Source organism: Flexilinea flocculi, assembly GCF_001192795.1.
GTDB classification, from domain to species: domain Bacteria; phylum Chloroflexota; class Anaerolineae; order Anaerolineales; family Anaerolineaceae; genus Flexilinea; species Flexilinea flocculi.
The window spans coordinates 503,205-521,828 of the sequence record NZ_DF968179.1 but is presented as its reverse complement, the minus strand read 5'-3'; the positions used below and the strand labels follow the sequence as shown (position 1 = coordinate 521,828).

11 protein-coding genes and 1 rRNA gene are annotated in these 18,624 nt (G+C 41.2%); 5 read left to right on the top strand and 7 right to left on the bottom strand.

Annotation, left to right across the window (positions count from 1 at the left end; translation table 11 throughout):
* Nucleotides 1-15 precede the first annotated feature (15 nt).
* The 5 genes from ATC1_RS02125 to ATC1_RS14790 all read right to left on the bottom strand — a co-directional run bounded on the left by ATC1_RS02125 (nucleotide 16) and on the right by ATC1_RS14790 (nucleotide 7,213).
* Nucleotides 16-1,510 (bottom strand): 16S ribosomal RNA (locus ATC1_RS02125).
* A 320-nt stretch (nucleotides 1,511-1,830) separates the two neighbouring features.
* Nucleotides 1,831-2,724 carry a coiled-coil domain-containing protein gene (locus ATC1_RS02120; protein ID WP_062277870.1) on the bottom strand — a complete coding sequence of 298 codons (894 nt, stop codon included), beginning with the start codon at nucleotides 2,722-2,724 and terminating at the stop codon, nucleotides 1,831-1,833.
* 251 nt (nucleotides 2,725-2,975) lie between these two features.
* The gene (gene mfd, locus ATC1_RS02115) at nucleotides 2,976-6,395 is read right to left on the bottom strand and encodes a transcription-repair coupling factor (protein WP_062277867.1); all 3,420 of its coding nucleotides are present in this window, start codon (nucleotides 6,393-6,395) and stop codon (nucleotides 2,976-2,978) included.
* 6 nt (nucleotides 6,396-6,401) lie between these two features.
* Nucleotides 6,402-7,040 carry an aminoacyl-tRNA hydrolase gene (gene pth / locus ATC1_RS02110; RefSeq protein ID WP_082174616.1) on the bottom strand — a complete coding sequence of 213 codons (639 nt, stop codon included), beginning with the start codon at nucleotides 7,038-7,040 and terminating at the stop codon, nucleotides 6,402-6,404.
* 8 nt (nucleotides 7,041-7,048) lie between these two features.
* Nucleotides 7,049-7,213 (bottom strand): hypothetical protein, encoded by a 165-nt coding sequence (locus ATC1_RS14790; RefSeq protein ID WP_154664734.1) that lies wholly within the window; start codon nucleotides 7,211-7,213, stop codon nucleotides 7,049-7,051.
* A gap of 388 nt (nucleotides 7,214-7,601) precedes the next feature.
* Here ATC1_RS14790 and ATC1_RS02105 point away from each other — a divergent pair, with 388 nt between their 5' ends.
* From ATC1_RS02105 to ATC1_RS02085, 4 genes are all read left to right on the top strand, one after another.
* The gene (locus ATC1_RS02105) at nucleotides 7,602-8,378 is read left to right on the top strand and encodes an SDR family NAD(P)-dependent oxidoreductase (RefSeq protein ID WP_062277864.1); all 777 of its coding nucleotides are present in this window, start codon (nucleotides 7,602-7,604) and stop codon (nucleotides 8,376-8,378) included.
* A 376-nt stretch (nucleotides 8,379-8,754) separates the two neighbouring features.
* Nucleotides 8,755-10,236 carry a serine hydrolase gene (locus tag ATC1_RS02095; protein ID WP_062277858.1) on the top strand — a complete coding sequence of 494 codons (1,482 nt, stop codon included), beginning with the start codon at nucleotides 8,755-8,757 and terminating at the stop codon, nucleotides 10,234-10,236.
* Nucleotides 10,237-10,336: 100 nt separating this feature from the next.
* Nucleotides 10,337-10,960, top strand: coding sequence for a CatA-like O-acetyltransferase (locus tag ATC1_RS02090; RefSeq protein ID WP_172667691.1), 624 nt, complete (start codon nucleotides 10,337-10,339; stop codon nucleotides 10,958-10,960).
* A gap of 274 nt (nucleotides 10,961-11,234) precedes the next feature.
* Complete coding sequence (locus ATC1_RS02085; protein WP_062277852.1) at nucleotides 11,235-14,723, top strand: glycosyltransferase family 39 protein; 3,489 nt, start codon at nucleotides 11,235-11,237, stop codon at nucleotides 14,721-14,723.
* Between the two features lie 274 nt (nucleotides 14,724-14,997).
* Here ATC1_RS02085 and ATC1_RS02080 read toward each other — a convergent pair whose 3' ends face one another.
* Nucleotides 14,998-15,957, bottom strand: a complete 960-nt coding sequence (locus ATC1_RS02080; RefSeq protein ID WP_062277850.1) for a GNAT family N-acetyltransferase — start codon at nucleotides 15,955-15,957, stop codon at nucleotides 14,998-15,000.
* Entirely contained in the window at nucleotides 15,950-16,876 is a 927-nt protein-coding gene (locus tag ATC1_RS02075; protein WP_062277847.1) for a phosphatase PAP2 family protein, read from the bottom strand. The genes ATC1_RS02080 and ATC1_RS02075 overlap by 8 nt, the downstream gene beginning before the upstream one ends.
* Nucleotides 16,877-17,380: 504 nt before the next feature.
* On the opposite strand from ATC1_RS02075, the gene ATC1_RS02070 reads away from it, so the two are divergent.
* Nucleotides 17,381-18,559, top strand: coding sequence for a transglutaminase family protein (locus ATC1_RS02070; protein ID WP_062277844.1), 1,179 nt, complete (start codon nucleotides 17,381-17,383; stop codon nucleotides 18,557-18,559).
* The last annotated feature ends 65 nt before the right edge of the window (nucleotides 18,560-18,624 follow it).

The window sequence follows — 18,624 nt, the reverse complement described above, 5'->3', positions numbered from 1 at the left end:
CGACTTTTACCTTAGAAAGGAGGTGATCCAGGGCCACCTTCCGGTAGCCCTACCTTGTTACGACTTCGTCCCAGTTATCGACCCCACCTTTGGCGGCTCCCCCCTTTCGGTTAGGATACCGACTTCAGGTGTTGCCAACTCCCATGACGTGACGGGCGGTGTGTACAAGGCCCGGGAACGTATTCACCGCAGTATCGCTGACCTGCGGTTACTAGCAACTCCATCTTCATGCAGGCGAGTTGCAGCCTGCAATCTGAACTGAGACCGGCTTTTTAGGATTGGCTCCGCCTCGCGGCTTAGCTACCCATTGTACCGACCATTGTAGCGTGTGTGTAGCCCAGGATATATAGGCCATGCTGACTTGACGTCATCCCCACCTTCCTCCGGCTTTCTACCGGCGGTCTTGCGTGATACGTGTAACACACAACAAGGGTTGCGCTCGTTAGCGGACTTAACCGAACATCTCACGACACGAGCTGACGACAGCCATGCAGCACCTGTTCAAGCTCCCCGAAGGGTCGTTCTACTTTCGCTTCACTACCACTTGTATGTCAAACCCTGGTAAGGTTCTTCGTGTATCATCGAATTAAACCACACGCTCCGCTGCTTGTGCGGGCCCCCGTCAATTCCTTTGAGTTTTAATCTTGCGACCGTACTCCCCAGGCGGTAGACTTATCGCGTTTGCTTCAGCACTGATTGGTTTTACCCAACCAACGCTCAGTCTACATCGTTTACGGCCAGGACTACCGGGGTCTCTAATCCCGTTTGCTACCCTGGCTTTCGCGTCTCAGTGTCAGTTTAGGCCCAGTAGATCGCTTTCGCCTCTGGTGTTCTTCCGGATATCTACGCATTTCACCACTACTCCCGGAGTTCCATCTACCTCTGCCTCACTCTAGCCCTACAGTCTTGAACGACCTCTCCCAGTTAAGCCGGGAGCTTTCACATCCAACTTGTAGCGCCTCCTACACGCGCTTTACGCCCAGTAAATCCGGATAACGCTCGTCTCCTACGTTTTACCGCGGCTGCTGGCACGTAGTTAGCCGAGACTTATTCTCGTGGTACTGTCCTTCCTCATCCCACGTAAAAGAACTTTACGACCCGAAGGCCTTCTTCGTTCACGCGGCGTTGCTGCTTCAGGCTTTCGCCCATTAAGCAATATTCCCTACTGCTGCCACCCGCAGGTGTATGGACCGTGTTTCAGTTCCATTGTGGGGGATCACCCTCTCAGGTCCCCTACCCGTCTTCGCCTTGGTGGGCTTTTACCTCACCAACTAGCTGATGGGCCGCAGGCCCCTCCTAAAGTAGATTGCTCTTTTACTAATGCCTCTCTAACTAGCACTAGCTTATGCGGTTTTGTCACTCCTTTCGAAGTGGTATTCCCCTCTTTAGGGCAGGTCACCAACGTGTTACTCACCCGTTCGCCACTAGTGTATTGCTACACCCGTTCGACTTGCATGTATTAGGCACGCCGCCAGCGTTCATCCTGAGCCAGGATCAAACTCTCCGCAGAATTTTTATCGGTCTTTCAACCGTTTTTTTCTTCGCTTCGATTCGCCGGAATTGTCTGGTTTGTTTTTATTTCTGCTGCTTCTCAATTGTCAAGGTTCTGCTTCACCGTCTTTTTTTCTCTTTTTTCTGTTTCCCAACGGCAAGGCTTTATTATATGTCTTTCCTTTTTCTTGTCAAGTACTTTCTTCTTTTTTCATGCCCCTTCCTTTCTTTCTCGTGAATTTGGAAGTGTGAAGTAATGAGAAACTCGAAATCGTTAAAAAAACCGTGCTGAGATTTTCTCTCAGCACGGAAAACACATCCCTACAAAATTTTATTTAATTATTCTTTCTTTTCTTCCGGTTTTTCAGCAGTCAGCGCCTCGTCCAATTTCGTTTGTAATTCTGTATTTGCCTTTTTCAGATCGCCAATTGTTGTATTCATTTTTCGAACGATGCTTTCCAAAGAGTCAATGTAACCGGTCTTTGCAGCAAGTTTTTCGTCACCCTGGGTTAATTTGGTCTCCAAATCGGCAATTTTTGTTTTGCCTTCTTCAAGTAACGCAGAAGCTTCATCTAATTTTTGCTGCAAATCGGAAATTTTTGCGGCATTCTCTTCAATTGTTGCATTCAATTTTCCGATGACAGATTCCAAAGAACTGGAATATGCATCCTTGTCTGCCAACAGTTGCTGGTAATCGACCTTTTCTGATTCTCCTTCTGAAGAAGTAGCTAACTCGCTTTCTAATGTGCTGATTTTTTCTTGACTGTCTTTTGCAGCCAATAGCGCATCGTCCAGTTTCTTCTGGAGATCGCTAATGGTTGTTTTGTTTTCTTCAATAGTTGCATTCAATTTTCCAACGACAGTCTCAAGCGAACCGGAATAGGCATCTTTATCAGCTAATTTGGAATCCACTTCTGCCTTCAGATTATCAAGCGCGGTTTTTCCCTCTTCGATGAGTTTGTCTTTTTCCTCGATGAGTGCATCTTTAGCAGTTAAAGCATCATCCAATTTTTTCTTTGATTCTTCAGCCAGATCATCCTTTGCGGCCAAGGCATCATCTAATTTCTTCTGAGTCTCCGCAATCAATTGGTCTTTTGCAGCAAGCGCATCATCTAATTGCGTTTTAAAAGAAGCAGCAATTTCAGTTTCTTTTGCGGTCAGTTTTCCCGAATCACATGCCGCAATCCCAAGCAACAGGACAACAATCATAACAATAAAACCAAATTTCTTCATTTTTTATCCTCCATTATTTTGATTCACTGGAAAAAACCACTCATACCAGTTGTGAAAAAATACTTGATCGTAAAAGCTACTTACTCTAATTAACAGAGTATAACAAGGAATATTTATTAAATATATATTACTTTTGTAACTAAAGATATGTATTTTCAGTTACTAACCATTCTTGAAAATTCATGATGTCGCCGGCAGCTGCCAGGATATTTCTTTTGCAAATCGATCGCTGTATGAAATGAGAAAACAGATCAAACAATAAGCGTGTGATCCGTTCGATCTTCGATCCATCCAATTTTCTCAATCAATGATGTTTTCCAGGAATCCGAATCAAAATCCAGCCCTGTCAACCAATAAGCGTTTTTGCCGATTCGCACATTGCCTCCAATTGACGGTAAATTTCTCGATTCAAAACCCTCAGGTAAAGGCGGAAATTTTAGAACAATATTGTCGCCTTCTTTGATAATCCCTGTTAACCCGATCTTCTCTGCTTTGATCTTCAAAAAAATCTGAAAAAAGAGGTTTTCGACCGTTTCAGGAAGAGAACCGAATCGATCAATAAATTCATCCCGTAAAGCATCCAAACCGGATTCATCGTGGATGGATGCCATTCTGCGATAAAGTTTAATTCTCGATTTCTGTTCACTGATAAAATCTTCTGGAATTCCAATATTGAGAGGAAGTTCAACGGTAATCGGGTTAAAAATATAAGCCATTTCCTTCGTAATCCCGATCTCTTCATCCGTTATATTCATTCCTCTCGCAGAACGTGATTTTCGTACAGCCTGCGCTAATAATCGCGTATATAAGTGGAATCCAACCGATGCAATGGATCCGTGTTGTCGATTACCTAGAATTTCACCCGCACCTCTCATTTCAAGATCGCGCATCGCGATTGAATATCCTGCACCGAGTTGTGTGTTTTCAGCAATTACCTCCAAGCGTTCCAATCCTTCATCAGTAGGTTGATGGTTTCGCTGGCGGAAAAAATAAGCATACGCCCTTTGTGAGCTCCTGCCAACTCTTCCCCGAATTTGATAAAGTTGAGATAATCCCAGTGTATCCGCCCGGTCAATAATCAGAGTATTGGCATTTGGAATGTCCAACCCTGATTCAATAATCGATGTGCAAAGCAGCAGGTCAATTTTATGTTCCAAAAACTGATCCATAACCGCAGAAAGCTGCTTCTCTGGTAACTGTCCATGACAGACTCCGATTCGAACCTCCGGAAGCAGTTTTTTTAGATGGTTTTCAATTGCATAAATCGTCTGTACACGGTTATGCACAAAAAAGATCTGTCCATCCCGTTCTAACTCCCGCAGAACAGCCTGTCTCACCAATTGATCAGAATATGATCCGACATAGGTGATAATCGGAATTCGTTCATCCGGGGGCGTATTAATATTCGAAATATCACGGACGCCGGTTAATGCCATATATAGAGTACGCGGAATAGGTGTTGCTGTCATGGTCAAGACGTCCACTTCTGTCCGCAATTTCTTCAAGTATTCTTTTTGTGCCACGCCAAAACGCTGTTCTTCATCGATGATAACCAGACCAAGGTCCTTAAACTTGACATCCGCAGAGACCAGACGATGGGTTCCAATAATCACATCGATTTCGCCATCCGATAGACGTTTCAGAATCTGATCTTGCTCTTTGGATGTACGAAATCGGGAAAGCATTTCCACATTGATTGGATAAGCGGCAAAACGTTTCTTAAAAGTTTCATAATGCTGTTGTGCTAAAACGGTCGTTGGAACCAGAACAGCGACTTGTTTGCTGTCACACCCCGCTTTAAATGCAGCTCGAAGTGCCACTTCAGTTTTTCCGTAACCGACATCACCGCAAATTAATCGGTCCATCGGTCTGGGTTTTTCCATATCTTCCTTAACCTGACGAATTGCTAATTTTTGATCTTCCGTTTCAACATACGGGAATGATCCTTCCATATCCTGCTGCCATGCAGAGTCCGGTGAAAAAGCGAATCCCTGTGCAATCTGGCGCTTCGTGTACAGATCCAATAATTCTTCAGCGACTTTGAGGACATTTTCTTGAACATGCTGTTTTACGGTCAGCCAGTCCTGAGTACCTAACCGCGTCAGATCCGGTTTCCTGCTATCCGGTCCGATGTAGTTCGTGAGGCGGTCTGCCTGATGAACCGGTACAAAAAGCTGATCACCCCGATCGTATTGGATGCAAAGAAATTCTTTTACCACACCATCAATTGTGCGGCTTACCAATCCGGTATATTGCCCGATTCCGTAATCGACATGCACAACAAATTCCCCTGGCACAAAATCCGAGAAATACTTTTCAGGAGTTTCCACGACCTGTTTTTGGCTTTTTCGCGGTAAAGGACGTTCCCATCCAAAAATTTCACTGTCCGTAAAGAAATACGAATATTTCTTATCATCCCCCAAAAATTTAAATCCCTCACTGATTGATGCGGATTCAATTCGAGGTGTAAATGGATCTGAGGAGTCGGTTTCGATTTTCTTCCATAATTCTTGTAGACGCTGAGCCTGTCGACTGGCAACCGTTACCATTTCATGATTGGAAAATTTTTGGAAAAGGGTATCAATAAACGTCTGGATCTCTCCGCCAAATCGATCAACAGGTTCAAATCGAGATGCAAGCTTCGGAATTTCCAGCATGTTTCCGGTCTCCGGACGGCCGAGATTGATGCGCTGGAAAGACTCCAAATAATCCGAAATTTCTGAGATGCTGATATATGGAATCGGAAAATCTTCCTGAAGCGTTCCCTCACGGATGCTTTGTTTTCGCAGATTCTCGGCTTGTTCTTCGATTTCCTCAGCGTTCATCCGAATCATGTCCCAATCATCCATAATGATCAACGTATTTTCTGGCAGAAAATCCATCAGACAAGCCGGGTGTTTATATACTTTCGGTATGAAGAATTCAGGATAACTCGTAAATGTCGGAATTTGTTCGGAACTTGGATCCACTAAGATTTCTCTGGCAGGAGTAATCAATACTTTACTGATTTTTTGGATATTACGCTGTGTCGAAGGATCGAAACACTGAATTGTCTCAATTTCATCTCCAAAAAAATCAATCCGGATGGGGTATTGCTCCGATGGGGGCCAAATATCCAACAAACCGCCTCTTTTGGAAAATTGGCCAGTGTCCAAAACGATTTCAACGGACTCGTATCCAGTTTCAACCCATGACCGAACTAATACTTCGGGTGTGATTTCTTGTCCGCAGCGGAGAGTTCGCGAAGCTTTAATAAAAACTCTTTTTTCAAGCGTCTTAGTCATTAACGCTCTGATTGGAGTAATCATCACCGGATAATAGTCAGACTGATCACTCGTCGGAAGAGAATATCGAACAAGCTGTGTCAGAACCTGTATTCTTTCCCTTCTGACTGCGCTGCTCCAAGAAGCCTGTTCATAAAAAAGGGGATCCGATGCAGGGAAAAAAAGCCGGCTGCAATCAGGATTCCAATAGCCCAATTCATCATTGGTCAATAATCCATGAATTGTCTTGTCAGTTATCAATAGTACCGGTCTGCGGCAATCCTGCAATAACGCTGAGACAACCGGATATCGTGCAGATCGAATTAGGCCTAAAGATAACGAGGCTTTTAAATCAATTTGATTGATAAATTCTTTCCAGGCGGATGTTCTAATAATTTGTTGAATCACAAATGGTTACCCTTCCACAACACCATTAAACCGAGTCATCGCTGCCTGGAGTCCATCGGTAACAAATGTCAATGCTGCTTCGGCTGCCCGATCAATCACCGACGGAAGAAACTCAAGTTCTTCTTTCGAAAACTTGCTTAACACATAATCTTTTACATCCATCTGCCCTTGAGGATGCCCGATTCCGCAGCGGAGTCGAGCAAAGTCCTGGTTTCCCAGTTGTTCGATGATGGAACCTAATCCTTTTTGACCGCCGTTTCCACCGAATGGGCGCATCCGCAGTGTAGAAAAAGGAAGATCAAGGTCATCGTGAATCACCAGGAGTTTTGACTGCGGAATTTTATAATAGTTCATCAATGGAATAACAGCTTGTCCGGAAAGATTCATGAACGTCTGAGGTTTCGCAAAGACAATTCGTTCCCCCTGATAAGATACCTGCGAAATCAGTGATTTTAATTGAACTTTTGCGAACTCAGAATTAAGCTGTCCGACAATTCGATCAACAACCATAAAGCCGAAATTGTGCCTTGATTCCCGATATTCTCTTCCGGGATTTCCCAATCCCACAATTAAAAAGGGAACACCAGAAATAGATTCATCCTGTATTATCGTTTTTTTTCGCAGTGAATTAAAAAATTTTTCCATAAAAAAAATTAATGATAACGAAATCGCCGAAAATCGATGATGATCTTCACGACAAAAAAGATCAAAATTGTCACCAGAATCGAAAATAAAATAACCAATCCAAGTTCAAGACTGTTGACAGCTGCCGGATTTGAAACCGGCAGATGGATTTCTGTCGGGACAATCGTTTCCATTAATTGCAACTCCCTTTCATAAATTTCGAAACAACATTTTTCAGCAAAAAATACTCTTGTTTCTCTGCGTTAAGTTCCTCAAATTGCAGAAAGATGCTGCCTCGGCAACTTTTTAGTTTAACATGATGAATAAAAAGCCGCAACTAAGGTTTTCAAATTTCAGCAATTCCAAATATGGAAAGGAATAATTGTTGTTTATCAGCGATACAGGTATTTCAATAAGGAATCAATATAGTACTACACACATGCTTCTCCTAATAAACAGACTCGGATACGCCTTTTACTTAAATTGATAGATGTCACCACTTAATATCCGTGACAAAAAAACCGACTATAATTATCAATATAGTTACAAATTTCACAATATGATAAAAAAGAAAGGCCCACCATGAATCTATTTAACTTTTCAGGCAAGGTTGCTGTAATCACCGGAGCTTCCAGCGGGTTGGGAGCTGATGCTGCAAGAGGATTCGCTGAACATGGAGCAGATGTTGCACTTCTTGCCCGCAGGAAAGAAAAATTGGACTCGCTTGTCGAAGAAATCAATCAAAAAGATGGCGGCAGGGCATTTGCAGTAGCATGTGATGTCGCAGATGAAAAGAATACCCAGGCTGCTGTCGATGTCGTACTAAATCATTATTCCAAAATAGATATTTTACTGAACAATGCCGGTGTGGCATTCGGAGGATCTGTTGAATCGATGAATGATGCGGATTGGGATAGAGCAATCGATGTCAATTTGAAGGGAATCATTCATACGTGTAAATATATTATTCCTGGAATGCGTGAACGGAAATATGGACGCATTATCAATATTGCTTCCGTGAATGCCATTATTGCCGATAAACCGGCTGCATTATGGAGACATGCTTACAATATGACTAAAGCCGGAGTCATCGGACTGACAAAAGGCATGGCCGCTTCTTATACGCAGTACGGAATTACAACCAATGCCATTTGCCCGGGATTATTTGAAACTGAAATGACCGAAAACACACTTTTTAAAGCGACAGACTTTCTACATATGTACAACGCACTTTGCCCGGCTTCGCGGCCAGGAGCAAAAGGAGAATTGAACGCCCCAATTCTTTTCTTTGCCTCCGAAGGAGCCGGATATGTCTCAGGACAATATTTACTTGTAGACGGCGGTTTATCGATCGTCTAACTTTATTTTTTCGCTTACCGAAAAACAATCCTGAAATGTATCTCTTAGGATTGTTTTTTTTATTTCTAATTTCCGAAAATCCGCAATTCGAAATATGGACAAGCTTTTCGAACAAAGAGAAAATATGTTGTTGCGGCTTTTTTACGCAAAGTGTAAAAAAGCCGCAACAACAATTTATTTTTTCTATATTTCGAATTGCTGATACGTACGTAATCAGCGGAAAAAGCTGTCTGGTAAAATTAAAGAGCCGGTTAAACAATCGAACAACTGTATTATCGGCTTAATGATAAATGATACATTTATATAGTAATCGAAAATTACTCACATTGAAAAATTCGGCTTATAAAAGAACTAAGCGTTATCTTAGAGAAAATTCATGAAAAAAAGAAATTCCGTTGCCATTTTGCGCTGGTTATCCTTAATTCTCATCTTTACAACCGTTTTACTGTTGGGTTTAGAGCTGATTTTATACAGCCGCATGCGTTCCACTTTTCCCTCCAGCCTTACAATGGGTGGTGTTCCTGTCGGAGGATTAAATGCGACGCAAGCCGGTGAGCGACTTGTCCAGGCATATGGTATCCCAATCGAACTGGTATATGGAAATTCATTGATACAAGTCAGACCTTCAGCGATAGGTTTTACGCTGAATCTGGATACGATGCTTGCGGCAGCCGATATACAGCGAATCAAGCAGGAATTCTGGATTGGTTTTTGGAACTTTCTTTGGAATACGTTACCTGAGCCTACACCGGTACCGCTTTCCGCTGATATTTCGCAGGAAAGGTTGACTGCATACCTGCAAAATGAAATAGTCCCCCGATATGACATACCGGCACGCGAACCGATACCGGAACAAGGTGGATCGCGATTCACGCAGGGAGAACCAGGGAGAGAATTGGATATTGATCAATCCGTAATCTTAATTACGAAAGCGCTTACCTCACCGACCAATCGCAGTGTCAGTCTCCCCTATAACAAGACATTACCATCTCGAGCGTCTTCACAAAATCTGTCATACATGATACGTCAGATTTTGCTTCAAAATAAATTTGACGGCGTTGCTGAGTTTTATATTATGGATTTGGAAAAAAGAGACGAAATCAGTTTTGCTTATTCAAATGGACAATCCGTTCCAAGTGATATAGCATTTACTGCTGCCAGTACGATAAAAATACCGATTATGGCTTACACCTACCATTATCGGGAAGAACCTCTACCCAATAAAATTCAAAAAGACCTTGAATTAATGATTGAGATCTCTGAAAATGCTCCTGCGGATGATCTCCTTGAATCGGTAGGCGGAGCCCTTGCGCCACTGACATTAACAGAAAATCTGAATGAACTTGGTTACAAAAACACATTTCTTGCAGGATATTTTTATAATGGAGCGCCATTGTTAAAACGGTACCAGACTCCTGCGAATTCCAGAACTGATGTCAACACAAATCCAGATCCATACAATCAGACAACTCCGGCGGAAATCTCACAGATTTTGGACGACATCTATCAATGCGCAAATTATGGAGGCGGAGCTTTGCGGGCAGTTTTCGGCGATGCAATCAAACAATCTGAATGCAAATACATGCTGGATTTGCTTTCGGCTAATAAAACAGCCGTATTATTGGAGGCAGGTATCCCTGAAACCACCAAAATTGCTCACAAACATGGCTGGATTCTTGAAAGTGACGGATTGATCCACTGTATCAGTGATGCAGGAATTGTATATTCTCCGAATGCAACCTATGTTTTTACGATGTTCTTCTATGATGCGAACCAGTTGGTTTTTGACCCCGTGAATGTTATGGCTTCTCAGATATCCGGCGTGGTATATCAATTTTTCAATCCCAATCTGGGATAAATTCAGCGGTTCGAAATATTCACACTTTTTTTCCAATGCTTATCAAAATTTAGAATTGCCAGAATACATGATCGAAATTTCAATTATTGAAAGAGTTCGTATGAATAAAAAAATAATTTCAATACAAGACACCAACAGAAAAGAGCATTTTCTTTACTTTAAAAATATAGGTTATCCATATGTCGGGTTAACTGTTAATCTCGATATTACCCATTTTTTACAGAATTTGAAAGCAACAGGGAATCCATTCTACTTATCATTTCTATATCGCGTTGTAAATGCCGCCAATGCAATTCCCGAATTCCGCAGAAGAATTGAAAATGACGGGATTGTTGAATATGACTATTGCAAAGCTTCCAACGTAATTCTCAAGAATGACAATTCCTTTGCGTACTGCACGCTTGACTGCAGCAAACCGTTCTCTGTTTTTCTTACCGAAGGGAGAGAAAGCATTGAAAGAGCAAAGGACAAAGGGAATATTCAAGAGAACGATGACGTTGAATCACTTTTCTTTATTTCCTGCATTCCCTGGGTATCCTATACATCGATTACGCAGGCTGTTCCATTTCCGCCAGACAGCAATCCAAGATTTACCTGGGGAAAATATATGCAACAAAATAACCAAACGCTAATACCAGTATCCGTATTGGCTCATCACGCATTAATCGATGGTTTTCATATTTCACAGTTTTTTATAAAATTGGAGAGTTTACTGGCAGCATAACCGTACAACTATTATTGTTTCCTGAAAAAAGCTGCCACAACAGAAAGAATTATTATTGCTATACAACGCTTCACAGAAATTCGAAATATTGACTTGTTATTTGAAACAATCGGGAAGAAGACCACAATAACAAAGAACTCTCCTCATATTTCCAATTACTGAACTCTTCAGCGTTGCAGTATATAACGAGTAAAATAGGGTAGAAACAGAAAGTTGTTTACTTGATTATTGATACTTCGGACATTTTATAAAATGTCAATCAAAGGGCATATTTATGGAAAATCAAAAAAGAATTGAGCAGAATTGGCTGGATTGTCCGGTAATAAAAGCATTTCCCGGATTTTCCAGAGAAAAATTGATCATTACTCTCATCATCATCCTTGCAATCCTGAGCCGGTTTTTACTGCTTGGAAACCGCGTTATGTCTCACGATGAAGTCAATCACGTTGTACCAGCATATAACCTTTATAAAGGTATGGGTTACGCGCATGATCCTGTCACCCATGGTCCATTTCAATTTCACGTTCTGGCACTTGCATATTTTCTCTTCGGTGACAATGATTTCGCATCGAGAGTTCCGGCAGCTTTATTCAGTGTTGCTGCGATTATTTTCGTAATATTTGCATTCAAACGGTACCTGGGAAGAATTGGTGCTCTGATTGGTGGAGTTCTTTTTTTAATTTCTCCTTTTCTCCTTTTTTATGGAAGGTATACCCGCAATGAAGGCTTTATTGAACTCTTCGCGGTGATGACATTGTATGGACTCCTGAGATATTTTGAAAAGCGGGATCATTTTTCTTTGTATTTGATCGCTGTAGTCACAGCTCTCCAATTTGTAACAAAAGAAGTCGCGTTCATTTACACGGCACAATTTTTACTTTTTTGCGGAATTTTGTTGGTCGTGGATCTATGGAAAATTCTGCAATCGGAAAAGAAAAATCGCAGAAAAAGTTTGCTTCTGCTATTCAGTACCGCATTATTATTCATAATTGGAGTCATGGTTTTCAGTTTGAACAACCAAAGTGAAAACCCTGACCGAATGATATTCACTGCTTCTATCGTTCTATCAGTCATTGGCGGTTTAGGGTTCATCGCAGCAATTGCTCAATTATTATTAAAAATTGGCTGGTTATCACTACGTGAACTGCCTGCTTTTAACTTGATCGTTTTTGTCGGCGCGCTCATTCTGCCGCAGCTGACCGCTTTTCCGGTTAAACTGATCGGATGGGATCCTTTGGATTATTCGGCTCAGGGTATGCTTCGAACAGGAATTTTCCTCGCAATTCTGTTTGTCATATCTCTCCTGATCGGTTATTGGTGGTATCGAAAATTATTCCTGAAAGCTGCTGCCCTTTTTTACCTTATTTTTGTAACATTCTATACAACGTTTTTTTCAAACGGCCAAGGATTTTTCACCGGAATTATCGGTTCACTCGGTTACTGGCTGTCTCAACAGGAAGTACAACGCGGCGGACAACCATTCTACTATTACGGGATGATCTTAATTCCACTCTATGAATTCTTATCCGTTGCAGGTACTATTGCTGCTATTTATTTTGCTTCCAAATACCATAAGTTTTTCCAAAAGCCATGCCTGGTTCTTTCGGAATCGTTTGAAAACGATAAAAAAAATCCGGATGATGAAAAAGCTGTTGTAGAACCGGAAAAGTTTCCCAATGTAAAAAATGAAACAGTTACAGAACCCGATTCCATCCTACAGGAAGAAAAAGCATCGTTCGAATCCAATTTCACTGTTGATCTTAATGAAATCAAAGAACCGGGTCTTCAACCGCTCTGGCAAGACGGGAAAATTCCAACTCTGACGCTGTTCCTTTTCTGGTCATTGTCTGCGTTGCTGGCGTATTCAATCGCCGGCGAAAAAATGCCCTGGCTGACTGTTCATATTGCAATCCCGCTTGCTCTTTCAGCAGCCTGGGGTATTGGTTATTTACTTGAAACAATAGCATGGAAGAAAATAATCTCATGGTACAGTCTGGCAGCATTAGCCGGAACGATAACCGGTATTTTTGCATTGATCGGTATCGACTCATCCATCCGAGGCGCCGTTAAACCTTTCTCTGGAAAAGAATTAACGCAATTAAAAAGCACGAATCAATTTATCCTCTCAGCGATTGTCCTGATTACTGTAATGATTTTTCTGGTACAAATCTGCCGGAAATGGTTTAAAAAGGATACATTCAAGTTTTATACATTGCTTTTAATTGGTATCCTGGCGATTCTGCAAGCAAGAACCGCATATAATGCTTCTTTTATCAATTATGATTATGCAAACGAGCTGCTCGTTTATGCACATGCCGGACCTGGTCCAAAAATCGCACTGAAACAGATTGAAGAAATCGCAGCCAGAACCGGACAAGGAAAAACCATCAAGGTCGCATATGACAACGATGCGCTGTATCCCTACTGGTGGTATTTCCGGGATTACAGTTCGAAGTTTTATTTCGGTGAAGACAATCCAACCAGAGAACTTCGGAATTATGATGTTATTATCGCAAATACAACCAAAGAAAGCCGTTTGAAACCAATTGTCCAAAACGGGTATTATCGATTTGAGTATATTCGTTTGTGGTGGCCTAATCAGGATTATTGGAATCTGACACCAGCCAGAATCGCAAATGCACTTTTGAATCCGGATATGCGTTCTGCATTGTTTGATATCTGGTTGAATCGCGATTATAAGAAATATGCGCAAGTTACTGGATCTTATACATTAACGAAAGAGACCTGGGAACCTTCTGCCCGGATGGTTGTATATATGAAAAAAGACCTTCTGCAGAAAATGTGGTCGTTAGGGAATATCGATGATCTTTCGCAGCCCCAGGATGATGAGACTGAATATATCAGTGATGAGAAATTTTCTGAAATCGATCCATTCGTTACCATCGGATCCCAAGGTGTTGAACAAGGTCAGTTTACAGCGCCCAGAGGCGTTGCAGTATCAAAATCCGGGCGAATCTATGTTCTGGATTCCGATAATCATCGAGTGCAATACTTCTCTAAGACAGGTGAATTTTTAGGAATGTGGAACGCTGCAGAGAGAGGTGGATTTAACCAGCCGTGGGGTATTGCAGTTGGACCGGATGGCAGTGTCTATGTGGCTGATACATGGAATCATCGCATGTTGAAATTCGATGAAAACGGGACATTTCTCACAGAATGGTATGCAAATGATCCAGCAGATATAACAAAATCCTTTTATGGACCACGCTCGGTTGCCGTGGACTCAAATGGCAGAGTTTTTGTCTCGGACACTGGAAATAAAAGAATCATGATATACGACCAGAACGGGAATTTTATCGATAAATTCGGAACTCCCGGCATGGGCACCGGTGAACTGGATGAACCGGTAGGAATTGCATTATTTGAGGATAAACGCCTGGCAGTCGCGGATACATGGAATCAGCGAGTACAAATTTTTGACGTGGAAGGTGCCCATCCTACCTATCAGGTTGTCGCGTCATTTGAAGTCCAAGCCTGGTATTCGCAATCTTTAGATAACAAGCCTTACATTGCATACCTCCCATCGGGAAATATCCTGATTACCGATCCGGAAGGATATCTGGTTTGGGAATACACCCCGCAGGGTGAATTAATCCGATCATGGAATGGAGGAGGTGGAAATATTGACAACACCTCCATGCCAACCGGAATTTCGGTTGATGCTGAGGGATCTGTCTGGGTTGTTGACACATTTGCTAATCATGTCAATCAATTTGTACTTCCGGAATTGAAAGAAAAATAATCTTTCGGTTTATTCTTAGCAATATGAAATATTGACATGCAATCCGAATCAATCGGGAAAAACGTGATATTGTGATGGTTTTGCGCTTCCTGTAAAGCCATCACAACAACATAGAATCCTCCCCGTTTTTCGAATTGCTGGCAAAAAAAACATAAACAGTGGATTTGTTCTTGTATCTTACATGATGACAAATCCACTGTTTTATTTCGTAATTCATTTATTACATTGATCCGATGAAATTTTGAAAATCACACCAATAGAGATCGATGAGTTATCATCGTACAACTTTACTCATCCACACCAACCGGCTTTGTACAAAAAAGCCGGCAGTCAAAAAGGATTCGGCATAACTGCCTTTCGGAAAATTGATTTGAAAAGGTTTTTCGATGGAATAGGAATTCTTCAAACTGAGAAGAATGGAAATCGCCTGGTTTTCATCACAAAAATCTGTGGGAACAAACCATAAAGTATTTGAAAAAGTATTCGTCGGCTGCCAACCAATCCAGCATAATATCCGCTTATCGGAATCTAAAATCTTAAAGAATTCAGCCTTTTTTTGATATATGCTCCGAAATATTCGATGAAATAATCCAAATTGAAATAATCCGGGATCATAATTCAAATTCCAAATGATTTTTTCCGGATACCATCGCCTGAAAAAGATTTGATACTCCCGTTTTTCCTTCAAAAAAGTTTTTTCATGCCGCAATTCAATAAGGTTCTTTTCCCTGGAACCATTGATAGGACAGATCCAGCTTGTTCTCCGTCCATCTTCACGAAAGCCAAGATTTTTATATAAGCGGATGACATCATCAGTCTCTTCCCGCACCTGAAGATAAACAGTATCAACAAAATGTGACTTTGCATATTTCAATGCAGATTCTATCAATGAACGGCCGATTCCTTGCCGTCGATAATCCGGATGGACACATACATTGGCAATTAAGTAGGCAAAATGATTCATAACCCGAACCGGGAATAAGTTGACATTTCCAATAATTACGCCATCATGATTGACACAGAGATATCCGTTGATGTTCATTTCATTGAAAGGGAAAAATGAATAAAATGATTGCTTTTTCAAAGATTCAGCGGCTGAACGTAATTTTTTGATAAATTCAATCCCGTCCGGATCAAGATATGCGCGGAAACAAAACTCAATCAAGTCAGGAATCTGAAAAATATCCTTTCGCGCATCAATTTCGCGAATTCGATAAGCGGACTGATCATTCATTAAGATTACGGCGGGCTGTATTTAAAAGAGTAAACAAAAATGGATATAAGCCAAAAATCCAAAAGAGTAAAATGAAATAACGGATAAAACTCCCCAAAAGCAAGCCAAAATATTGGTTCAAGGGACTTTTCAACATCGGCTTTAAGAAGAGTAAAACAGCCAAACCGATAATAAATCGAACCATGTTGATCCACGGCTTTTCGGATTTTGAAAACCGGATTTTTCTGAAATCCCAATAAACTCCGCAAACTGTGCCGACCATCGCGCCCAGTGTTTTCATACCATCTGCTTTTAAGGCATCTTGTGTTCCATCCGGATAAGGTTTTAGAATAGTGTAAAGTGCGCAAAGTACTGCCAATGCAAAAATCAAACCTAAATACAGTCGATCTCTCTCTGGATTTTTCTCGATCCTTTTAAAAATCCATTGATTGAAAAAAAGAAGTATGAAACCGGCAATCAGAGAAACCGCAACATCCTGCAGCGTATGTACTCCCAGATATAATCTGGAGAAGGCTATCAGAAGAATAAAACAGCCATTTAAAATCACTATCCAGATGTGTTTGCGAAACCATAAAAGTACAGAACCGTAAATCGATACTGCATTCGCAGTATGTCCGCTTGGAAAAGAAAATCCTGTTGCACTGTCCAGCGCATCGGGAACCGGGGATAACTGTGTATTTCGAATCCAGGGTCGATTCACACAAAAGGTGATTTTTAAAACATGATTGACTAATAGAGCACTAAAAAAATTCAGCGCAGCAAAACATGCCAGCCTTTTATTGAAGCACCAATAAACCAGACACATCAGAGGAAGCAATATCAATTCCTCGCCAAATTGCGTCATAAGGAGAAAAATTTTTGTAAAAATTGGATTGCGGATTTGTTCAAGGTCAAGCAGAATCTGGATATCAAATGGCATGATTTCAGTCTCCGTGTTTTTTTTGATTATATGCTCACGATAGCCGATTGACAATAGATGATTAATTACAACCGTAATTCGTAACCCGGATTTGCTATTCAAATCAATCGGGAAAAACTTGTTGTTGTAATGGCTTTAAGTTAAGCGCAAAAATCAACACAACATCCTATAATTTTTTGCATCATTCGAATTGCTGTTTGCATGGTTGAAAAATCGGAAAAATCATTTATGATAAATATAATCATTATTTTTTTAGTATTTTCATTATGGATCCATAGCAATTCGAAATATGAGAACCAATAATTGGAATTATGTTAATTTTGCACGAAGCGCAAAAAAATCAAAACAATTATGAATCCTCTTTAAATTTCGGTTTGCTGGAAAAAAAACACAACAACAAGCTTCCTCTCTCTTTATAAAAACCATCTGATTTTGAATTATTGATAATCTCAGATGTTCCTTTTCCATAAATCTTCAAGTTACAGATCAATACGGATTCGCGCCATGAATAAAAACATTTTCTTTCTCATTTTACTGTTGGCAGTGATGATCACTTCGCAAGCTTCAGGGCAGTCTGCGTTAACTCAAGCGAATTCATCCGGTACGGAATCATTTGTTCCTATAAAAGGGACAGGGCAAGCCCAAAATCAGACTGAAAATTGGTTACAGGATGAAACGGATGATTCGGAAAACATTGAATACGCATTTTTTGGAGATATTGGTGTTTTCTACGTTTACACCGAAGGATTAGTCACATCGCTTTATCACCTGTATGGAACTGTTTTGGATCACTTTGTGGACATCTATCTTACAAATACGGGAACAGAACCGATAACCATGTATGTCGAAAGTGAAATATCCGGGTACAGTACACCCGTTTCGGACACAGTTGTGATCTATCCGAACAAAGCTGTAGAGATTCATCAAAATCCCCGTCTGAATACCGAGGCGATTGATCAATTAAACTCCCAAATGCCTGGATATTTTACAATCAGCTTTACTGAACTCAAAGAGGGAGGGGACGATACGATTCTAAAAGAAAGCAAAGAAATTCTTATCTATTCCAGGCGAGACGTCGTCTGGATAGAAGGTTTTGAGTGGAAAGAAATCAAAGAACTTTATGCTGCCTGGGTAGCTCCCAATGATCCGGCAGTGGAAGAATTAATTCGCAAAGCAGCCGATTACACAGAATCCGGAATTATTACCAATGGATATGGCGGGGTGATCAATGATGAGGATGGAAGCGTATGGGACCGGTTGCAGGCAGTTTGGAAGGCAGAAGAAGAATATCACCTGACATATATCAGCACAATGAAGGCATTCAGTCCAGGGACCAGGCAGAGAGCACGTACTCCCTATGAAGTTTTATCGCAATCCAGCGGGAATTGCATTGAATTGGCAATTCTGTATGCGTCCGTTGCAGAAGCGCTGAAATTAGAAGCTGCACTCATTTTTATTCCCGGTCATGCCTATGTCGCAATCCGCACCGACCAAGAAAATGCTTTTTATTATTTCATTGAAACGACATTAATAGGAAGAGCTGATTTTTCGGATGCAGTTGCAAAAGGAAATGAAAACTGGAAAGAACATCGTCCTTACGTAGATGCTGAAGTTTCCGGCTACGGCTGGGTCAATATTTATGAAGCTCGCGAAAAAGGAATTTTACCGATGCCCTGGAGATAAATCCAGCGTATCCAACAATGACCAGCCATTCGAAAATGGATAAGGATTCTTTGTTGTTCATATGG